17 protein-coding genes are annotated in these 16,576 nt (G+C 67.0%); 11 read left to right on the top strand and 6 right to left on the bottom strand.

Annotated elements, in window-relative coordinates; genetic code table 11:
* The first annotated feature begins 19 nt into the window (after nt 1-19).
* The 6 genes from mobA (at nt 20) to IEV99_RS06675 (ending at nt 4,957) form a co-directional block, all read left to right on the top strand.
* The gene (gene mobA / locus IEV99_RS06700; protein WP_244643631.1) at nt 20-631 is read left to right on the top strand and encodes a molybdenum cofactor guanylyltransferase MobA; all 612 of its coding nucleotides are present in this window, start codon (nt 20-22) and stop codon (nt 629-631) included.
* 80 nt (nt 632-711) lie between these two features.
* Complete coding sequence (locus IEV99_RS06695) at nt 712-1,488, top strand: ABC transporter substrate-binding protein (protein ID WP_188516897.1); 777 nt, start codon at nt 712-714, stop codon at nt 1,486-1,488.
* Between the two features lie 163 nt (nt 1,489-1,651).
* On the top strand, nt 1,652-2,437 hold the full coding sequence (locus tag IEV99_RS06690; protein WP_188516896.1) for a transporter substrate-binding domain-containing protein: 786 nt from the start codon (nt 1,652-1,654) through the stop codon (nt 2,435-2,437).
* 118 nt (nt 2,438-2,555) lie between these two features.
* Nucleotides 2,556-3,284 carry an ABC transporter permease gene (locus tag IEV99_RS06685; RefSeq protein WP_188516895.1) on the top strand — a complete coding sequence of 243 codons (729 nt, stop codon included), beginning with the start codon at nt 2,556-2,558 and terminating at the stop codon, nt 3,282-3,284.
* Nucleotides 3,281-3,997, top strand: coding sequence for an ABC transporter permease (locus IEV99_RS06680; protein ID WP_188516894.1), 717 nt, complete (start codon nt 3,281-3,283; stop codon nt 3,995-3,997). Before IEV99_RS06685 ends, IEV99_RS06680 begins: the two co-directional genes overlap by 4 nt.
* A gap of 93 nt (nt 3,998-4,090) precedes the next feature.
* Nucleotides 4,091-4,957, top strand: a complete 867-nt coding sequence (locus tag IEV99_RS06675; protein ID WP_188516893.1) for an NAD(P)-dependent oxidoreductase — start codon at nt 4,091-4,093, stop codon at nt 4,955-4,957.
* A gap of 17 nt (nt 4,958-4,974) precedes the next feature.
* Here the strand turns inward: IEV99_RS06675 and IEV99_RS06670 are convergent, their stop codons facing one another.
* On the bottom strand, nt 4,975-5,601 hold the full coding sequence (locus IEV99_RS06670) for a uracil-DNA glycosylase family protein (protein ID WP_188517684.1): 627 nt from the start codon (nt 5,599-5,601) through the stop codon (nt 4,975-4,977).
* 17 nt (nt 5,602-5,618) lie between these two features.
* Nucleotides 5,619-6,098, bottom strand: a complete 480-nt coding sequence (locus tag IEV99_RS06665) for a thermonuclease family protein (protein ID WP_188516892.1) — start codon at nt 6,096-6,098, stop codon at nt 5,619-5,621.
* Between the two features lie 145 nt (nt 6,099-6,243).
* On the opposite strand from IEV99_RS06665, the gene IEV99_RS06660 reads away from it, so the two are divergent.
* Nucleotides 6,244-7,791: a sensor histidine kinase gene (locus IEV99_RS06660; RefSeq protein ID WP_188516891.1), complete on the top strand. Its 1,548-nt coding sequence runs from the start codon at nt 6,244-6,246 to the stop codon at nt 7,789-7,791.
* A 3-nt stretch (nt 7,792-7,794) separates the two neighbouring features.
* Here IEV99_RS06660 and cobT read toward each other — a convergent pair whose 3' ends face one another.
* Complete coding sequence (cobT, locus tag IEV99_RS06655; protein ID WP_188516890.1) at nt 7,795-8,817, bottom strand: nicotinate-nucleotide--dimethylbenzimidazole phosphoribosyltransferase; 1,023 nt, start codon at nt 8,815-8,817, stop codon at nt 7,795-7,797.
* Between the two features lie 89 nt (nt 8,818-8,906).
* Between cobT and IEV99_RS06650 the strand changes: the two genes are divergently transcribed.
* Together IEV99_RS06650 and IEV99_RS06645 are read left to right on the top strand one after the other, a co-directional pair.
* Nucleotides 8,907-9,743 (top strand): adenosylcobinamide-GDP ribazoletransferase, encoded by an 837-nt coding sequence (locus IEV99_RS06650; protein WP_188516889.1) that lies wholly within the window; start codon nt 8,907-8,909, stop codon nt 9,741-9,743.
* Nucleotides 9,673-9,948, top strand: coding sequence for a DUF1289 domain-containing protein (locus IEV99_RS06645; protein WP_308469354.1), 276 nt, complete (start codon nt 9,673-9,675; stop codon nt 9,946-9,948). Before IEV99_RS06650 ends, IEV99_RS06645 begins: the two co-directional genes overlap by 71 nt.
* A 23-nt stretch (nt 9,949-9,971) precedes the next feature.
* On the opposite strand, the gene dusA is transcribed toward IEV99_RS06645, so the two are convergent.
* A complete protein-coding gene (gene dusA, locus IEV99_RS06640; protein ID WP_188516887.1) occupies nt 9,972-10,976 on the bottom strand; it encodes a tRNA dihydrouridine(20/20a) synthase DusA in 1,005 nt (334 codons plus the stop codon).
* 74 nt (nt 10,977-11,050) lie between these two features.
* Nucleotides 11,051-12,130 (bottom strand): PLP-dependent cysteine synthase family protein, encoded by a 1,080-nt coding sequence (locus IEV99_RS06635; protein WP_188516886.1) that lies wholly within the window; start codon nt 12,128-12,130, stop codon nt 11,051-11,053.
* Between the two features lie 162 nt (nt 12,131-12,292).
* On the opposite strand from IEV99_RS06635, the gene IEV99_RS06630 reads away from it, so the two are divergent.
* Nucleotides 12,293-14,287, top strand: coding sequence for a bifunctional 2',3'-cyclic-nucleotide 2'-phosphodiesterase/3'-nucleotidase (locus IEV99_RS06630; RefSeq protein ID WP_244643628.1), 1,995 nt, complete (start codon nt 12,293-12,295; stop codon nt 14,285-14,287).
* 69 nt (nt 14,288-14,356) lie between these two features.
* The gene (locus IEV99_RS06625) at nt 14,357-15,769 is read left to right on the top strand and encodes an amidase (RefSeq protein WP_188516884.1); all 1,413 of its coding nucleotides are present in this window, start codon (nt 14,357-14,359) and stop codon (nt 15,767-15,769) included.
* A gap of 63 nt (nt 15,770-15,832) precedes the next feature.
* Here the strand turns inward: IEV99_RS06625 and IEV99_RS06620 are convergent, their stop codons facing one another.
* Nucleotides 15,833-16,543: an HAD family hydrolase gene (locus IEV99_RS06620; protein ID WP_188516883.1), complete on the bottom strand. Its 711-nt coding sequence runs from the start codon at nt 16,541-16,543 to the stop codon at nt 15,833-15,835.
* Between the last annotated feature and the right edge of the window lie 33 nt (nt 16,544-16,576).

Genomic DNA, 16,576 nt, shown 5'->3' with positions numbered 1-16,576 from the left:
GCCGTGGAGCATGGAGCGAATGCGAGAACCCATTCTTGGCGTCATCCTGGCCGGGGGCCTGTCGTCTCGCATGGGACGCGAGAAGGCGCTCGTCGCCCTGGCCGGACGGCCGCTGCTGGAGCATGTGCTGGAACGGCTTGGCCCGCAGGTCGACGCGGTGGCGCTGAACGCGAATGGCGACCCCGGGCGTTTCGCGTCGTTCGGCCTGGAGATCGTCGCGGATCTGCACGCTGACCATCCCGGCCCCCTGGCGGGCCTTGCAGCCGCGCTGGAGCTCGGGCGGCGCAGAGGCTTCGCGCTGGTCGCGACGGCGCCGTCGGACGCGCCCTTCCTGCCGCGGGACGCGGTAGCGCGTCTTACAACTGCTCTCGACGCGGCCGCCCTCGCGGCGGTCGCCACAGGGCCAAACGGGCTGGAGCCTCTGGTCGGCCTCTGGCGCGTCGCGGCCGCCTCGGCCATCGAGAAGGCGCTCGCGGAGCAGCGACGGGCGGTGCACCGCCTGCTGTCAGATATTCCGCATCGGCTGGTGAGCTTCGAGCCCGGACCCGACGAGGTCGACCCGTTCGCCAACCTGAATACGCCGGAGGACCTGGCGACGGCCGAACGGCGGCTGAAACCGGTGCAGCCCTGATTGCCGCGCCTGCTATTGCGGGCATAATGCGTCCGCAATCGCGGCCGAGCCTCGGCCGGACAATAAAAAAGCCGTTCGTGATGAAGCGCCTGTTTCTAGCCCTGGTGGCGGCCCTGTTCGCCACGGCGCCTCTCTCGCCCGCATGCGCGAAAGATTGGAGCACGATCCGCATCGCCACGGAGGGCGCCTATCCGCCCTTCAACTATGTCGAGAACAACGAGTTGCAGGGTTTCGAGATCGATGTCGCAAAGGCGCTATGCGAGAAGGCCAAGGCGACCTGCTCCTTCGTGATCACCGACTGGGACGATCTCGTGCCGGACCTGAAACGCGGGCAGATCGACGCCATCGTGGCGTCGCTCGAGATCACGGAGGAAAGGCGACAGAAGATCGCCCTCACCCGACGCTACTACCGCACGCCTCCCGTGTTCATGGTCCGCAAGGACACCGACCTGAAGGCGGTGACGCCGGACGCCATGAAGGGCCGCAAGCTCGGCGCGATGGCCGGCACCGTTTATGCGACCTATCTGGAAGACCTCTACGCGCCGGGGGCCGCCGTCGGGCTCTACGCCAACCAGGACGAGGCGAGCCTCGATCTCGCGCTCGGGAGGATCGACGCCGTTCTGGGCGACAAGATCGCCCTGACGGAGTGGCTCAAACGTGGACAAGAGGCCTCCTGCTGTCAGTTCCTGGCCGATGCGCCGCCGGACGTGACGTATTTCGGCGAGGGCTACGGGATCGGCCTGAGAAAGGGCGACGACGACCTGAAAAGGCTGCTGGACGCCGCCATCGAGGCGATCCAGGCGGATGGAACCTATGAGCGCATTCGTGCTCGATACTTCCCCTTCGACGTGAAATAGCGGGCATCATTCGCTCGCAAATTCAGCGGTTTCGCCCGGCATCCCTGTTGCGTCGCGCAAAGCGGCGGTGTCCAATGCGCCAGCTCCGCCCGACAAGGATCAAGCGATGATCTGGGTGGACGAAACGAGCCCCGCGAACAGCGGGACCATGGAGGGATTGCTGATGAAGACCATTCGTATCGCTGCCGTTGCGGTCGCCGCATTGCTGGCCGCCGCGGGCGTGGCCCAGGCGCAGCAGAAGGAATGGAAGGAAGTGCGCGTCGGTACGGAGGGCGCCTACCCGCCGTTCAACAACCTGAACGCCAAGGGCGAGCTCGAGGGCTTCGAGATCGACTATGTGAACGCGCTATGCGCCAACATGAAGATCAAGTGCACCTGGGTGGCGCAGGACTGGGACGGCATCATCCCGGCGCTGCTTTCGGGCAAGTACGACATCATCGCCGCCGGCATGAACGCCACCGATGAGCGCAAGAAGAAGGTCGACTTTACGGCCGTCTACACGCGCACGCCGATCTCGGTGATCGCCGCCAAGACGGTGACCAGCTCGGACGTGTCCCCGGCAGCCCTGAAGGGCAAGTCCGTCGGCGCGCAGAGCTCCACCGTCCACGCCAACTACCTCGAAAAGTTTTACTCGGGCTCGTCCGTGAAGCTTTACCCGACGCAGGAAGAGGCCAACCTCGACCTTAAGAATGGCCGCCTCGACTACATCGTGGCGGATCAGCTCTCGTTGGAAGACTTCATCAACGGCCAGGGCAAGGATTGCTGCAAGTTCGTCGGCGAAGTGAAGCGCGATCCGGCGATCCACGGCCCGGGCGTCGGCATGGCGGTCCGTAAGGAAGACACCGCGCTGCGCGACATGTTCTCCAAGGCGATTGAAGCTTCGCTGAAGGATGGCACGCACAAGAAGATCGCGGATAAGTACTTCAAGATCAACATCATGGCTGACTGAGGCTTTTCGCCTCGCTCGCAATACCGGAGCGGCCTGCCTGAAGGGCCGCTCCGCCCGACCCGCCTGACGTCGGCCGATTCCGGCCCGCGTCCCCTCCCCGCCGGACCTGCGCGGCCACATGGACTACTACCTGAACCTCCTCGCCTGGGGCGACAAAGGGTGGGGAGACGAACTGGCCCGCGGCGCGATGATCACCATCACGCTGGCGCTGGCGACGCTGCCGTTCGGCGTCGCGCTGGGCCTGCTGGTGGCTTTGGCGAAACGGTCGGACAGCGCCGTGTTGCGTGCGGCCGGGACGATCTACACCACGGTGTTTCGCGGCGTTCCGGAGCTTTTGACGCTCTACATCGTTTATTTCGGCCTGCAGCTTGGCTTGCAGAAAGCCTGGAAGGGCCTGGGCCTGCCGGGCAACATCGAGATGCCCGCTTTCGTGGCCGGCATGATCGCGCTCGGCTTCGTGCTCGCGGCCTTCTCGTGCGAGGTGTGGATCGGGGCTCTGAACTCCATCCATAAAGGGCAACGCGAGGGCGCCTACGCGTTGGGGCTGAACAAGGCGCTCGCGTTTCGCCTTGTCGTTGCGCCGCAGCTGCTGCGTGTCGCGCTGCCGGGCCTCGGCAACAACTGGATGGTGCTCCTCAAGGAGACGTCCCTGGTTTCCGTGATCGCGCTGCCGGACCTGATGTTCTGGACCGGGCGGGCCAACGTGGTCACCAAGGAGCCGTTCCTGTTCTTCGGCGCGGCTTGCATGATCTACATGGTGTTCTCGGTGCTGTCGGCCTGGGGCCTGTCGCGGCTTGAGGGCCGGACCAATCGCGGCTTCGTCTCGGGCGCGGGGGGCACGCGATGAACTGGTGTCAGTACCCCGGTTACGTCATCGGCAATGACGCCCTGACCAACTATGGCTGCCGCATTTTCGGCGGCCTGGGGACGACGATGGAGCTCGTGGCGATTTCGGTCGTCCTGGGCTCGGGCCTTGGACTCGCGATTGCGCTTGTGCGGCTCTATGGCGGCGTCGTTTCCTCCAGCGTGGCGGCCGCCTACACGACCTTCTTCCGGGGCACGCCGCTGCTGGCGCAGCTTTTCCTCGTCTATTACGGCGCCGGACAGATCAGGCCGCTGCTGCAGGATGTCGGCCTGTGGGTCTACTTCCGCGAGGCGTTCTTCTGTGCGGCGTTCACCTTCACGCTGAACACGGCCGCCTATCAGGCCGAGGTTTACCGGGGCGCCATCCAATCCGTGCATCGCGGGCAATGGGAGGCCGCGCGGGCGCTCGGCATGCGGGCGCGCCACATCTTCTGGAAGGTCGTGGCTCCGCAAGCCGGCATGGTGGCGCTGCGGCCGCTCGGCAACGAACTCGTGATCATGGTGAAGTCGTCGGCCGTCGCCTCGCTGGTGACGATCCTCGACCTGATGGGCTCGACGCGCTTCGCCTTCGCGCGGTCGTTCGACCTGATGGTCTATGTGTTCGCGGCGCTGCTCTACCTGCTGATCGTCGAAATTATCCGCCGCGTGTGGGATGTGATCGAGCAGCGCTTGACGCGGCACCTCCATACCGCCTGATATGCCCGGCCCGGGTAGACCGGACCCGGCCGCCTGCGTGCGGCCCATAAGGCATTTGGAGGGCGGCGCCCTCCCCGATCAGGAGCACACCACATGGCGAAAGTCGCGTTCCTCGGCCTCGGCGTCATGGGCTATCCCATGGCCCGGCATCTCAAGGCCAAGGGCCATGAGGTGACGGTTTACAACCGCAGCTTCGAGAAAGCCGAAAAGTGGGTGAGCGAGAACGGCGGGCGCGCCGCCCGCACTCCGAAGGAAGCGGCCGCCGGCCAGGAGATCGTCTTCGCCTGCGTGGGCAATGACGACGACCTGCGCTCGGTGGTGCTGGGCGACGCGGGCGCTTTCGCCGGAATGGAGAAGGGCGCCACTTTCGTCGACCACACCACGGCCTCGGCCGAGGTTGCGCGTGAGCTCTACGCCAAGGGCAAGGAACTCGGCGTCGCATTCATTGACGCGCCTGTTTCGGGCGGACAGGCCGGCGCTGAGAACGGCGTGCTGACGGTGATGTGCGGCGGCGACGAGGAGGTCTACGCCAGCGTCGAGCCGGTGATCATGAGCTTTGCGCGCGCGTGCCGCCGCCTGGGACCTTCGGGAGCCGGACAGCTCACCAAGATGGTCAACCAGATCTGCATCGCCGGCCTCGTGCAGGCGCTGTCGGAAGGCGTCCACTTCGCCAAAAAGGCGGGACTCGACGTCGAAGGGGTCATTGAGACGATTTCGAAGGGCGCGGCGCAGTCCTGGCAGATGGAAAACCGCTACAAGACCATGAACGCCGGCAAGTTCGACTTCGGCTTCGCGGTGGACTGGATGCGCAAGGACCTCGCCATCTGCCTCGCCGAGGCGCGGCGCAACGGCGCCAACCTGCCTGTCACCGCGCTGGTGGACCAATTCTACTCGGAAGTCCAGAAGATGGGCGGCGCGCGCTGGGACACGTCCAGCCTGTTTGCGCGCCTGGAGAAGTAAGTCGCTCCGGCTCGCGCTCACGCCAGAGCGCGGGCCACCTCCGCCCTGAGCACGGGCAGGACCTCCTCGGCGAACCACGGATTGCGCTTCAGCCAGCCGGTGTTTCGCCAGGACGGATGGGGCAGCGGCATCACCCGCAGCTGCGCGTAAATCCGCCGCCAATCCACGATGGCGGCATCCAGGGTCGGCGCCACAAGATCGCGCCGGCCTGCCCGCTGCAGCGTCCACCGCAAGGCGGGCGCGCCGAGCGCGACGGTGAGCGCCGGCTCGGGCATCTCGGCCAGAAGCCGGGCGCGCCAGGCGGGGGCGCATTCCGGGCGCGGCGGCAGGTCGCCGCCCTTGGCATCCTGCCCGGGAAAGCAAAAGCCCATCGGCAGGATTGCGACCCTGGCGGCGTCGTAGAACGTCGCATCGTCGAGGCCGAGCCACTCGCGCAACCGGTCGCCCGACGCATCCGTGAACGGTCGGCCAGACACATGCACCTTCGTGCCAGGCGCTTGCCCGACGATCATCAACCGCGCCGTCGACGATGCTTGCAGAACAGGCCGCGGCTCATGGGGAAGAGGGGCTCTCCAGGGCGCATCGCGGCAGATCCTGCAGGCGCGAATCTCGGCGAGCAGGAGTTCAAGGCGGTCTTTCTTCATAGGTGCGCCTTCGCGCGTCACGAACCGTGCGGACGGGGATGGCGGGCCCGCCAGTCGGCCGGCCGTTCGAAGCGCCCGGCCCAGAGGCCGCGCCGCGCGCGACGGGCCTCGTCTTCCTCGCTCTCGTAGTCGCCATACGCAACAGCTCGCCCGGCGCGGACCATGGCGCGATTGAGCTCGACCTCCCCGGCCTTGCAGACGGCGAGCTTGCGATCGTAACGGTCGCGACCGCTTACCGCGCAGGTCACGGGCGCGCGTCCCACGAGTTCGAGCAATGCCGCCCGCGCGGCGCGGCCGCACGGCTCCTCGGCGGCGCCGCGAAAGCAGGTCTGATGCAGTTCGGGCGCGTCGATGCCCGAGAGGCGAATGTCGTCTCCCGCCATGCGCAAGCTGTCGCCGTCCACCACCTCGACGCGGCCTTGCACGTTTTCGACGCGCAGGAAACGGACAACTTCCTTGCCCGCCGCGAACAGGGCCGCCGTGATCGCGAGCGCCAACAGTCCCGGAAGGCCGCGGCGGAAGCGTGCGGCGCCGACGCCATAAAAGGCCATAGGTTCAATCCAGCCGAATCCATCAGGCGCAAGTTAACTGTTTTCGGCGAGCATGCAGCCTCACCACGCGTTGTGAGTCTGCGTTCCGCCGATGACCGAACTGACGCCCGAGATCATCCAGCGCGGCCGCGGGGCGGATCCGTCCGAGGTCGCGCGCCGTCGTCGCGCCAATCGTGAACTGCAGGCCACCCGTGAGAAGCTGACCTCGACCTCCGGCCTGGAGCGCGCGTTCGACTACGAGCTTCTGCGCCAGTTCGCCGAGACCCGCCGCAACGCCGCGACCGTGATGTATCTCCTGGCCGCCATCGTGGCGGCCGCTTCCAGCGTCTGGCTCAGCACGCCGCTCATGGTCCTTTGGCTCGCGGTCGTCACCTCGGTGATGAGCGTCGGCTTCGTGGTCGCGGGTCGGTTTCTGCGCGCTCCGGCCGACGAGGTGGTCACCACCACCTGGCGCATGCGGTTCATGGCGACCGAACTCGCGCAGGGCGTCGCTTGGGCGGCGCTGCTTGTTCAGCTCTACCAGAGCGGATCCGTTTCGGCGCAGACCTTCCTGCTGTTTCTGTCGCTGCTGATCACGGCCGTGACCGCGATGCTGTCGGCGAATGTTCCGGTCGCGGTTTATGGCGGCATCGCGCCGCTCACGGCCAGCATCATCGCGAGCACCTCGGCTGTGAGCAGCATCGAGTGGCTGACCATGGCGGCGGCAGCGATGGGCGGGCAGCTCTACTTCGCGATCCTGTCCAACAGGCTTTACTCGTCAACAATCGCGACCCTGGAGTTCCGCGCCGAAAAGGACGCCTTGATCGCCGAGCTCGAACAGGCGAAGGCCAATTCCGACCAGGCGCGACGCCGCGCCGAGGAAGCCAACATCGCGAAATCGCACTTCCTCGCCACCATGAGCCACGAGTTGCGCACGCCTCTGAACGCCATCATGGGATTTTCGGAGGTCATGAAGGGCGAGCTCTTCGGCCAGCATCAGGTGCCGGCCTATCGCGAGTACTCGAACGACATCTATAGCAGTGGCAAGCTCCTGCTCGACATCATCAACGAGATCCTTGATCTGTCGCGCATCGAGGCCGGCCGCTACGAGTTGAAGGAAGAAGCCGTCAGCCTCGCGCATGTGGTCGAGGATTGCCGACACATGCTCCAGATGCGGGCCAAGAACCGATCCATCGTCATCAAGGAGATGATCGAGCCCCAGCTGCCAAAGATCTGGGCGGATGAACGCGCCATCCGGCAGGTCGCGCTCAACCTCCTTTCCAACGCCATCAAGTTCACGCCCTCGGGCGGCGAGGTCACGATCAAGGTGGGCTGGACTTCATCGGGCGGGCAGTATTTGAGTATCCGCGATACGGGACCAGGCATTCCCGAGGACGAGATCCCGATCGTGCTTCAGTCGTTCGGACGTGGATCGCTCGCCATCAAGACCGCCGAGCAGGGCACCGGCCTCGGCCTGCCGATCGTGAAAGGCCTGATGGACATGCACGGAGGCCAGTTGATCTTGAACTCCAAGCTCCGCGAGGGCACCGAGGTGGTGATTACCTTCCCGCCGTCGCGCGTGATGGACACGCTCGCGCCCATCGCCGAACCGCGGACGGAAACACCCGCCGTGCACACGACAGGCCGCCGCGCGGCCTGAGCGTCAGCCTTCCCGGTCAGAAACGCCCGCCTGGCCGAAGGTGGCCATGCCAGTGTGACAGGCCGCAGCCGCTTTGATCACCCCCATGGCGAGCGCCGCGCCGGAGCCTTCGCCCAGGCGCATGCCCAGGTCGATAACCGGCTTCAGGCCGAGCCGCTCCAGCACCTCACGATGCGCGCCCTCGGCGGACACGTGCCCGGCGACGCAGTGGTCGAGCGCCGACGGATCAAGCGCGTGCAGCACAGCTGCGGCGGCCGTGATCACATAGCCGTCGAGCACCACCGGGATGCGGTTGAGGCGCGCCGCCAGGATCGCGCCCGCTGTGGCGGCGATCTCTCGCCCGCCCAGGCGGCGCAGCAACTCGAGCGGGTCGGCCAGGTGGCCGGCATGAATGACGAGCGCGCGCTCGACGGCGGCCGTCTTGCGTTTCAGGCCCTCGTCATCCAAGCCCGTGCCGCGGCCGACGAAGCGGGACGGATCGCCGCCGTAAAGGCCCGCATAGATCGCCGCCGCGATCGTGGTGTTGCCGATGCCCATTTCGCCGAGGCCGAGCAGGTCGATGCCTCCCGAGATCGCCTCCATGCCGAACGCCATCGTGGCGACGCAGCTCTTCTCGTCGAGCGCGGCTTCCTGCGTGATGTCGCCGGTCGGGATGTCGAGCGCCAGATCAAAGACCTTGAAGCCGAGGTCATAGGCCGCGCAAATCTGGTTGATGGCCGCGCCGCCTGCAGCGAAATTCTCCAGCATCTGACGGGTGACGCTTTGCGGATAGGGAGAGACGCCCTGGGCGACCACGCCGTGGTTGCCGGCGAACACGCAAACGGTCGGCCGATTGATCTCAGGCTTGGGCTTGCCCTGCCAGGCCGCCAGCCAGACCGCGATGTCCTCAAGCCGGCCGAGGCTGCCGGGCGGTTTCGTGAGCTGGGCGTCACGCTCCCGAACAGCGCGCTCGGCGCCGAGATCCGGCCCCGGCATGCTGGCGACGAGGCTGCGGATATCGTCGAAAGGAAGGCCAGCCGCGTTCATCGCCCGTGCTCCTGAAGTCGCGCCGGTGGGGATTCGGCGAGAGGCCTGCTATACCGCCTGCAACCTGATGCGGAAAGCCACGCGCCGTCATGTCCTTTGCGCCCGCCGACACCCCTCCCCCGGTTCCCCCGTCCGCATGGCGCGGGCTGGCGGTCGATCTGGTCCAGTGCCTGCGCTTCTACACGCGGCTTCCGACGCCCCGGCTGTCGTGGGAAGGCGATCCGCACGCCGCACCGGATTTTACCCGCGCGCCACGCATGCTGCCGCTCGCCGGAGCCGCCGTGGGCGCAGTCGGCGGGTTGGCGCTGATGCTCGCCAGCGCGGCCGGATTGCCCCCGATCGCTGCCGCCGCCCTGGCGCTCGCCGCGCTCGTGGCGGCGACCGGCGCGTTCCACGAAGACGGCCTCGCCGACATGGCCGACGGCTTTTGGGGCGGCTCGACGCCGGAGCGTCGGCTCGAAATCATGGCGGACAGTCGGCTCGGTTCCTATGGGGCCACGGCGTTGGGTCTCGCCCTGCTGCTGCGCTTCGCCGCGATCGCGGGCCTGCTTGCCCAAGCGGGAGCGGGCCGGACCGCGCTGGCGATCGTCGCGGCCGCATCCGTGTCGCGCGTCGTCGGGCTGACGCCGTTGTGGGCGCTGCCGTCGGCGCGCCCCGGAGGACGTTCGGCCTCGGTCGGCCGTCCCAACGACGCCATCATGGGAACCGCATTTGCGGGCGCTGCCGTGATCTGTGCGGTGCTGCTGCTGCCGGTATTTGGGCCGGGACGAGCGCTGATAGGCTTCGGGCTGGCGGCGCTGTCGGCCTGGCCGCTGATCCGGCTCGCGAGGGCGAAGATCGGCGGGCAGACCGGCGATGTCGCCGGCGCCGGGGCTATCCTGGCCGAGACCGTCATGCTCATGGCGCTGCTGGCCGGTTTGCGCTGAAGCGATGTCGGCGGACTCGCCCTGCGTGAAATTCTGCGTGGTCGATCCGGCCACGGGAATTTGCGAGGGCTGCGGACGGACCACCGCAGAGATCGGGCGTTGGCCGACCCTGTCCGCGGCGGATCGCAAGCGGATCACAAAAATGCTTGGGAAACGGCTCAAGGCTCTGCGGGAGCGCTTGGCCGAGCGGCCCAGCGAAGGCTAACGCCGGCGGCGGCGGCGCGCCATTCAGGCGGCCTCGGAGTTCGTTCGCCGCAGATGCGCCAGGGCGGCGTGCAGCGTTCCGATGTCTGCACCCGGCTTCACGGCCTCGGTCGCGAGATGGCGGCGGAACGCCCGCGCGCCGGGTTGGCCATGGAAAAGCCCGAGCACGTGGCGGGTAAAGGACGACAGCTTTGCGCCGGCTTCCATCTCCCGCGCGATAACGGGTTCGAGCCTGGCCAGGGCTTCGAAGCCGTCCGCGACCGGCGCAGGCTCGCCAAACAATGCAGGGTCCACCGCAAGCAGCAGTTCGGGCTCTTGGTAGGCCGCTCGCCCGAGCATCACGCCGTCGACGTGGCGCAGATGCTCGCGGCATTCTGCAAGGGAGCCGACGCCGCCATTGATCACCACGGGCAAGTCCGGCAGTCGCCGCTTCAGGCGATAGACGCGGTCGTAGTCGAGCGGCGGGATGTCCCGGTTTTCCTTGGGCGACAGGCCTTTCAGCCAGGCCTTGCGGGCATGGACCACGAGCGCGTCCACGCCGGCCGCCACCACGGCGTCGGCCAATCGGTCGAGCGCTTCCTCGGGGTCTTGGTCATCGACGCCGATGCGGCACTTCACCGTGACGGGCACGCGTACGGCCGCCTTGAACGCCGCGACGATGTCGCCGACGAGCTCGGGCTCGCGCATCAGGCAGGCGCCGAAGCGGCCGCTCTGCACCCGGTCGGACGGGCAACCGACATTCAGGTTGACCTCGCAATAGCCCTCCGCCTCGGCGATGCGCGCCGCCTCGGCGAGGTCGACTGGATCGGAGCCGCCCAACTGGACGGCCACGGGCTGCTCGGCGGGATCGAACCCCAGCACGCGCCTGCGGTCGCCGTGCAGCGCCGCGCCGGTGGTGACCATCTCGGTATAAAGCAAGGCGCGCCGCGACAGCTGCCGGTGGAAGATGCGACAGCGCCGATCGGTCCAGTCGATCATCGGGGCGACGGAGAAGCGCCAGGGCGAGGAGAGTGAGCGGGTTTCAGGCATCGCGGGATCAGGGGAAAACGCGTTGATAACCGCAAAAGCCTCGCGTGGCGACTCCGCCAGAGCTCCGGCTGTGGTCAAGCCTCGCTGATCCTGCCCGTTTCAAGGAAGCGCTCCATGCGCGCTTCCCAGGGCGCAATGTCGATGCCGCGCGCTTTCAGCCAATTCTCGTCCAGCAGGGTGCTGCGATAGCGCTCGCCGCTGTCGCACAGGAGCGTGACAACCGAGCCCGCCTCCCCGGCTGCAGCCATCCGCTCGATCAGGTGCGCGGCGGCCCAGAAATTCGTGCCTGTCGAGCCCCCGCAGGAGCGACCGATGCGTCGGCTGAGCACGCGCGCCGACGCCGCGCTGGCGGCGTCAGGAACCGCATAGGCCTCGTCGATCAGCTCAGGGATGAAGGATGGCTCGCAGCGAGGACGCCCAATGCCTTCAATGCAGGACGGCGGCCCCGACACCGTGCAGATGCTGCGATCGGCGAGGTGGCGGTGGAACACGGAAGCCTCCGGATCGGCGAGGCACAGGCGCGTGGGGAGACGGCGGTATCGAATGAAGCGCCCCAGCGTGGCGGACGTGCCGCCCGTGCCCGCGCCGATCACGACCCAAGCCGGGACCGGGTGCTCCTCACGCGCCATCTGGCCGAAAATCGATTCGGCGATGTTGTTGTTCCCACGCCAGTCGGTCGCGCGCTCCGCGTAGGTGAACTGGTCCATGTAGTGTCCGCCAAGCTCGGCCGCGAGGCGCGCGCTGGTTTCGTACATCTGGGCCGGACTGTCGACGAAATGGCTCTCACCGCCATGGAACGCGATCTGGGCAACCTTTTCCGGCGAGGTCGTCCGCGGCATCACGGCGATGAAGCGCAGGCCGAGGATGCGGGCGAAATAAGCCTCGGACACGGCCGTGGAGCCGCTGGAAGCCTCGATGATGGTGGAGTGCGGGCCGACCCAGCCGTTGCACAGCGCATAAAGGAACAGAGAGCGCGCCAATCGGTGCTTGAGGCTCCCGGTAGGATGCGTGGACTCGTCCTTGAGATAGAGCACGACGCCGGGCGCTCCCGGGATCGGCACGCGATGAAGATGCGTGTCGGCCGAGCGTGTGAAATCCGCCTCGATGGCCGTGATGGCGGCTTCGACCCAGGCGCGATCCGGTTGTGTGGTCATGTGGCGCACTCCCCTGAGCCGATGTGCCCGGCTTCGGGGCTCGTGTCGAGAGGCTGCCGCGCGTGGCCTGAACGACGCCGCGAGTTCGTCACTTCACCGCCACGTCGGCCCGGCATAGGCTGCGGCATGAATGAGCGTAACGACCCTGCCCGGAGAGTGTCCATGGACTACAGCGCCGCCCCGTCCGCGAACCGCGATGCCGCCGGCGCCAAGACGGTTTCGCGCCGGCAGGTTTTGGCGGGCGCGGGCGCCGTCCTGGCGGCGTCGGCGGCGGTTGGCCCCGCCCTGGCGCAGGCCGCGCGCGTCCGCCTGCGGCTGCTGGAAACCACCGACCTGCACGTCAACGTACTGCCCTACGACTACTACCGCGACAAGCCGGACGACACGGTGGGGCTCGCCAAGACGGCGGCGCTGATCAAGGCCGCGAGGGCAGAGGTGAAGAACGCCATTCTGTTCGACAACGGCGACCTGATCCAGGGCAGCCCGATGGGCGACTACATGGCCTACCGCAAGGGCATGAAGGCCGGCGACGTGCACCCGATGGTGGCCGCCATGAACGGCCTGGACTACGCGTGCGGAACGGTCGGGAACCACGAGTTCAACTACGGGCTCAGCTTCCTCGGATTTTCGTTGGCGGGCGCGACCTTCCCGGTCGTCTGCGCGAACCTCAACAAGGCCGACGCCTCGCCGCTGCTGAAGCCCACGCTGGTGATCGACAAGGAAGTCGAGGACGAAACCGGGGCCAAGCAGCGCCTGCGCATCGGCGTGATCGGCTTCGTGCCGCCGCAGATCATGCAATGGGACCAGGCGCACCTCGTCGGCAAGGTGCAGACGACCGACATCGTGGACGCGGCGCGGCGCTATGTGCCCGAATTGCGCAAGCAGTGCGACCTGCTGGTCGCGCTCTGCCATTCCGGCATCGAGGGTGGGGAGCGTAAGGGCGGCGAGGAGAACGCGGCCTTGCACCTCTCGTCGGTGCCGGGAATCGACGTGATCTTCACCGGGCACCAGCACAAAGTGTTTCCCGGTGGGAAGGACTTCGCCGGCATTCCAGGCGTGGATGTCGAGAAGGGAACGCTGAACGGCGTGCCGGCCGTGATGGCGGGCTTCTGGGGCAGTCACCTCGGGATCGTGGACCTCGATCTCGACAAGACCACGACGGGCTGGCGCGTCGCGGGGTTCCGGACGGAAGCGCGGCCGATCTACGAGCGTAAGGATCGGCAGATCGTCGCCCGAGTCGAGGCGGAAGCCGCCGTTGCGGCGAGCGTGAAAGCCGAGCACGACGCCACACTGGCCTATGTGCGCCAGCCCGTGGGCGAGGTTAAGAACCCGATCAATTCGTTCTTTGCGCTGGTCGCGGACGACCCATCCGTGCAGGTCGTCTCGCAGGCGCAGCTCTGGTACATCGGCCAGATCGCCGCCACGATGCCTGCCCTCAAGGGGCTGCCGATCCTGTCGGCCGCGGCGCCGTTCAAATGCGGCGGGCGCGGCGGGCCGGACTACTACACGGACGTGAAGGCCGGCCCGATCGCCATCAAGGACGTGGCCGACATCTACCTTTACCCGAACACCGTGCGAGCCGTGAAAGTCACGGGCGAGCAGGTGCGCGAGTGGCTCGAGCGCTCGGCCGGGATGTTCCGGCAGATCGATCCGAAGGCGACCGGCGAGCAGGCGCTGATCGACGAGAGCTTCCCGACCTACAATTTTGACGTCATCGACGGCGTCACCTACCAGATCGACGTGACGCAACCGTCGCGCTATGACAATGCCGGCAAGGTCGTAGCGCCCGACGCGCATCGCATCGTGGACCTACGCTTCGGCGGCCAGCCGATCGATCCTGCCCAGCAGTTCATCGTGGCCACAAACAACTACCGTGCCGGCGGCGGAGGCAACTTCCCGGGTGCGGACGGCAAGACGGTCGTGATCGACGCGCCGGACACCAACCGCGACGTGATCGTGCGCTACATCGTCGAGCAGAAGTCGATCGATCCAGTCGCCGACCGGAACTGGCGCTTCGCGCCGATCGCAGGCCCCGTGCAGGTAACCTTCCTGACGTCGCCGAGAGCCGGGAAAGCCTTGCCGAAAGGATTGAACGCCACTGCGGCGGGCGATAGGCCGGATGGATTCGCGAAATACAGGTTGGACCTTAGCTCCTGAGGGTCTTAATCAGCCGTTGCAACGGCTGGCTGCTTGCGTTTCGATGACCCTCCCCGCCCGGAGAGCGTCATGCCCGAGATCGCCGATTTGACCGCCGTTGAGCTGCTGCAGCATTACCGGCGCAAGACGCTATCGCCGGTCGAGGTTGCACGGGATGCGATTGCCCGGAAGGCACGGCACGAGCCGGCCGTAAACGCCTTCTGCGGCGGGGACGACGAGACCACGCTCGCCATGGCACGGGCGTCGGAAGATCGGTGGAATCGAGGCGAACCCTGCGGTCCCGTGGACGGCGTGCCCACCACCATCAAGGACAACATTGCGGTCAAGGGCTGGACGAACTTCAAGGGCTCGGCCGTGACCTCGAAAGCGCCGGCGGACGAGGACGCGCCCGCGGTGGCGCGCCTGCGCCAAGCCGGGGCCGTGTTCCTCGGCAAGACCTGCATGCCGGAGTTTGGTTGGAAGGGCCTGGGCGATTCACCGCTCACCGGGATCACCCGAAATCCCTGGAAGCTCGACCGCACGCCCGGAGGGTCGTCGTCCGGCGCAGCGGCGTGCGCGGCGCTGAATATTGGTTGCATTCACATCGGCACGGACGGGGCCGGTTCGATCCGTATCCCAGCCGCCTTCACGGGCGTGTTCGGCATCAAGGCGAGCTATGGCCGGGTGCCGGCGTATCCGATCTCCGTGATGGGCTTCCTGGCCCATGTCGGGCCGTTGACCCGGACCGTCGAGGACAGTGCGCTGGCGCTGGGCGTAATTGGCCAGCCGGACAAGCGGGACATGACCGCCATGACGGCGCCTCCGCCCGACTACCGCATCGGCCTTGCCGACGGGGTGCGGGGTCTGCGCATCGGCTGGTCGCCGCGCCTTGGCTATGTGCGGCGATTGGATACGGAGGTCGAGGAAAGCGCTGAAAAGGCGGCGCTGCGCTTCGCTGAGTTGGGCGCGATCGTGGAGGCCTCCGACCCTGGCTTTCACGATCCGCTCGAGACGCTCACGACCTTATGGTCGGCGGGAGCGGCATTGGCCCTCGAGCCCTTTGCGGCTGAACAGCGCACGCTGATTGACCCCGGACTCGTCGAGGCGGCCGAGTTCGGCGCGCGCATCTCCGGCGCACAGTATGCCGACGCTTTTCTGTACCAGCGCAATGCGCTCGCGAGCACAATGGCGCGTTACCACGAGCGCTTCGATCTTCTGCTCACGCCTACGCTGGCCACGAGCGCTTTCGAAGCCGGCCGGCTTACGCCTGCGGATGGGCGGTTCGGGACGGATTGGACGCGCTGGACGCCTTACACGTACCCCTTCAACATCACGCAGCAGCCAGCCGCCACCGTGCCCTGCGGCTTCACGGCCGACGGGTTGCCGATAGGCCTGCAGATCGTCGGCCCCTACGGCGCGGATGCGCTCGTGTTGCGCGCGGCGCGCGCATTCGAGGCGGCGTTCGGGTGGGACAAGCTGAGCGAGCCGCGGCGGGGCATGTGACAGCCTGACCATAAAGCCTCGGCCGGCGGCTCTCGCCAGCGCGGCAGGTTGGCGTCCGAGGCCCTAGTCCGCGAGTTCCGACACGATCGCCAGCAAGCCGCCGAGATCCTCGATGCGTCGATAATTCGCGTTCGCTTCCGGCGGATGCGCGTGCTCGTATTCCCAGGTGAGGTCGTGCGGCACGTGAACCGCCCAAGCGCCTGCCGCGATCGCCGGCAGGATGTCCGATTTGACCGAGTTCCCGACCATCATGCTTCGCGCCGGCCCGTCGCCGTGGCGTGTAAAGATACGCGTATAGGTCTCGACCGTCTTGTCGCTCACGATCTCCACAGCGTCAAACAATTCGCCCAAGCCGGACGCGGCGAGTTTCCGCTCCTGATCAAACAGGTCGCCCTTGGTGATCAGAACGAGACGAAAACCCCCGGCGAGCGCTTCGAGCGTTTCGCGCGCATGCGGCAGGGTGTCCACGGGGTGCGCAAGCATGTCCCGCCCGACCGCCAGGATTTGCGCGATGATCCCGCCCGGAACACGCTCGTGCGTGATCTCGATCGCGGTCTCGATCATCGACAGCGTGAAGCCCTTGATGCCAAACCCATAAATCCGCAAGTTCCGCTTCTCGGCCTCGAGCAGGCGCGCCTTGATGTCGCCGGGCTCGGCATGTTCGGCCAGCAGCCCCGCAAACCGGTCCTCCGTGAGTCGGTAGAAGCGCTCGTTGTGCCAGAGCGTGTCGTCGGCATCGAAGCCGATCGTGGTCAACCGGGAGGTCGTCTGCATTGCGCAATCCTTTGGGCGAGGCTAGCCGCCCTG

The sequence above is a fragment of the Alsobacter metallidurans genome, from assembly GCF_014636935.1.
Classification (GTDB): Bacteria; Pseudomonadota; Alphaproteobacteria; order Rhizobiales; family Beijerinckiaceae; genus Alsobacter; species Alsobacter metallidurans.
This window is presented reverse-complemented; position numbering and strand designations above follow the sequence as displayed.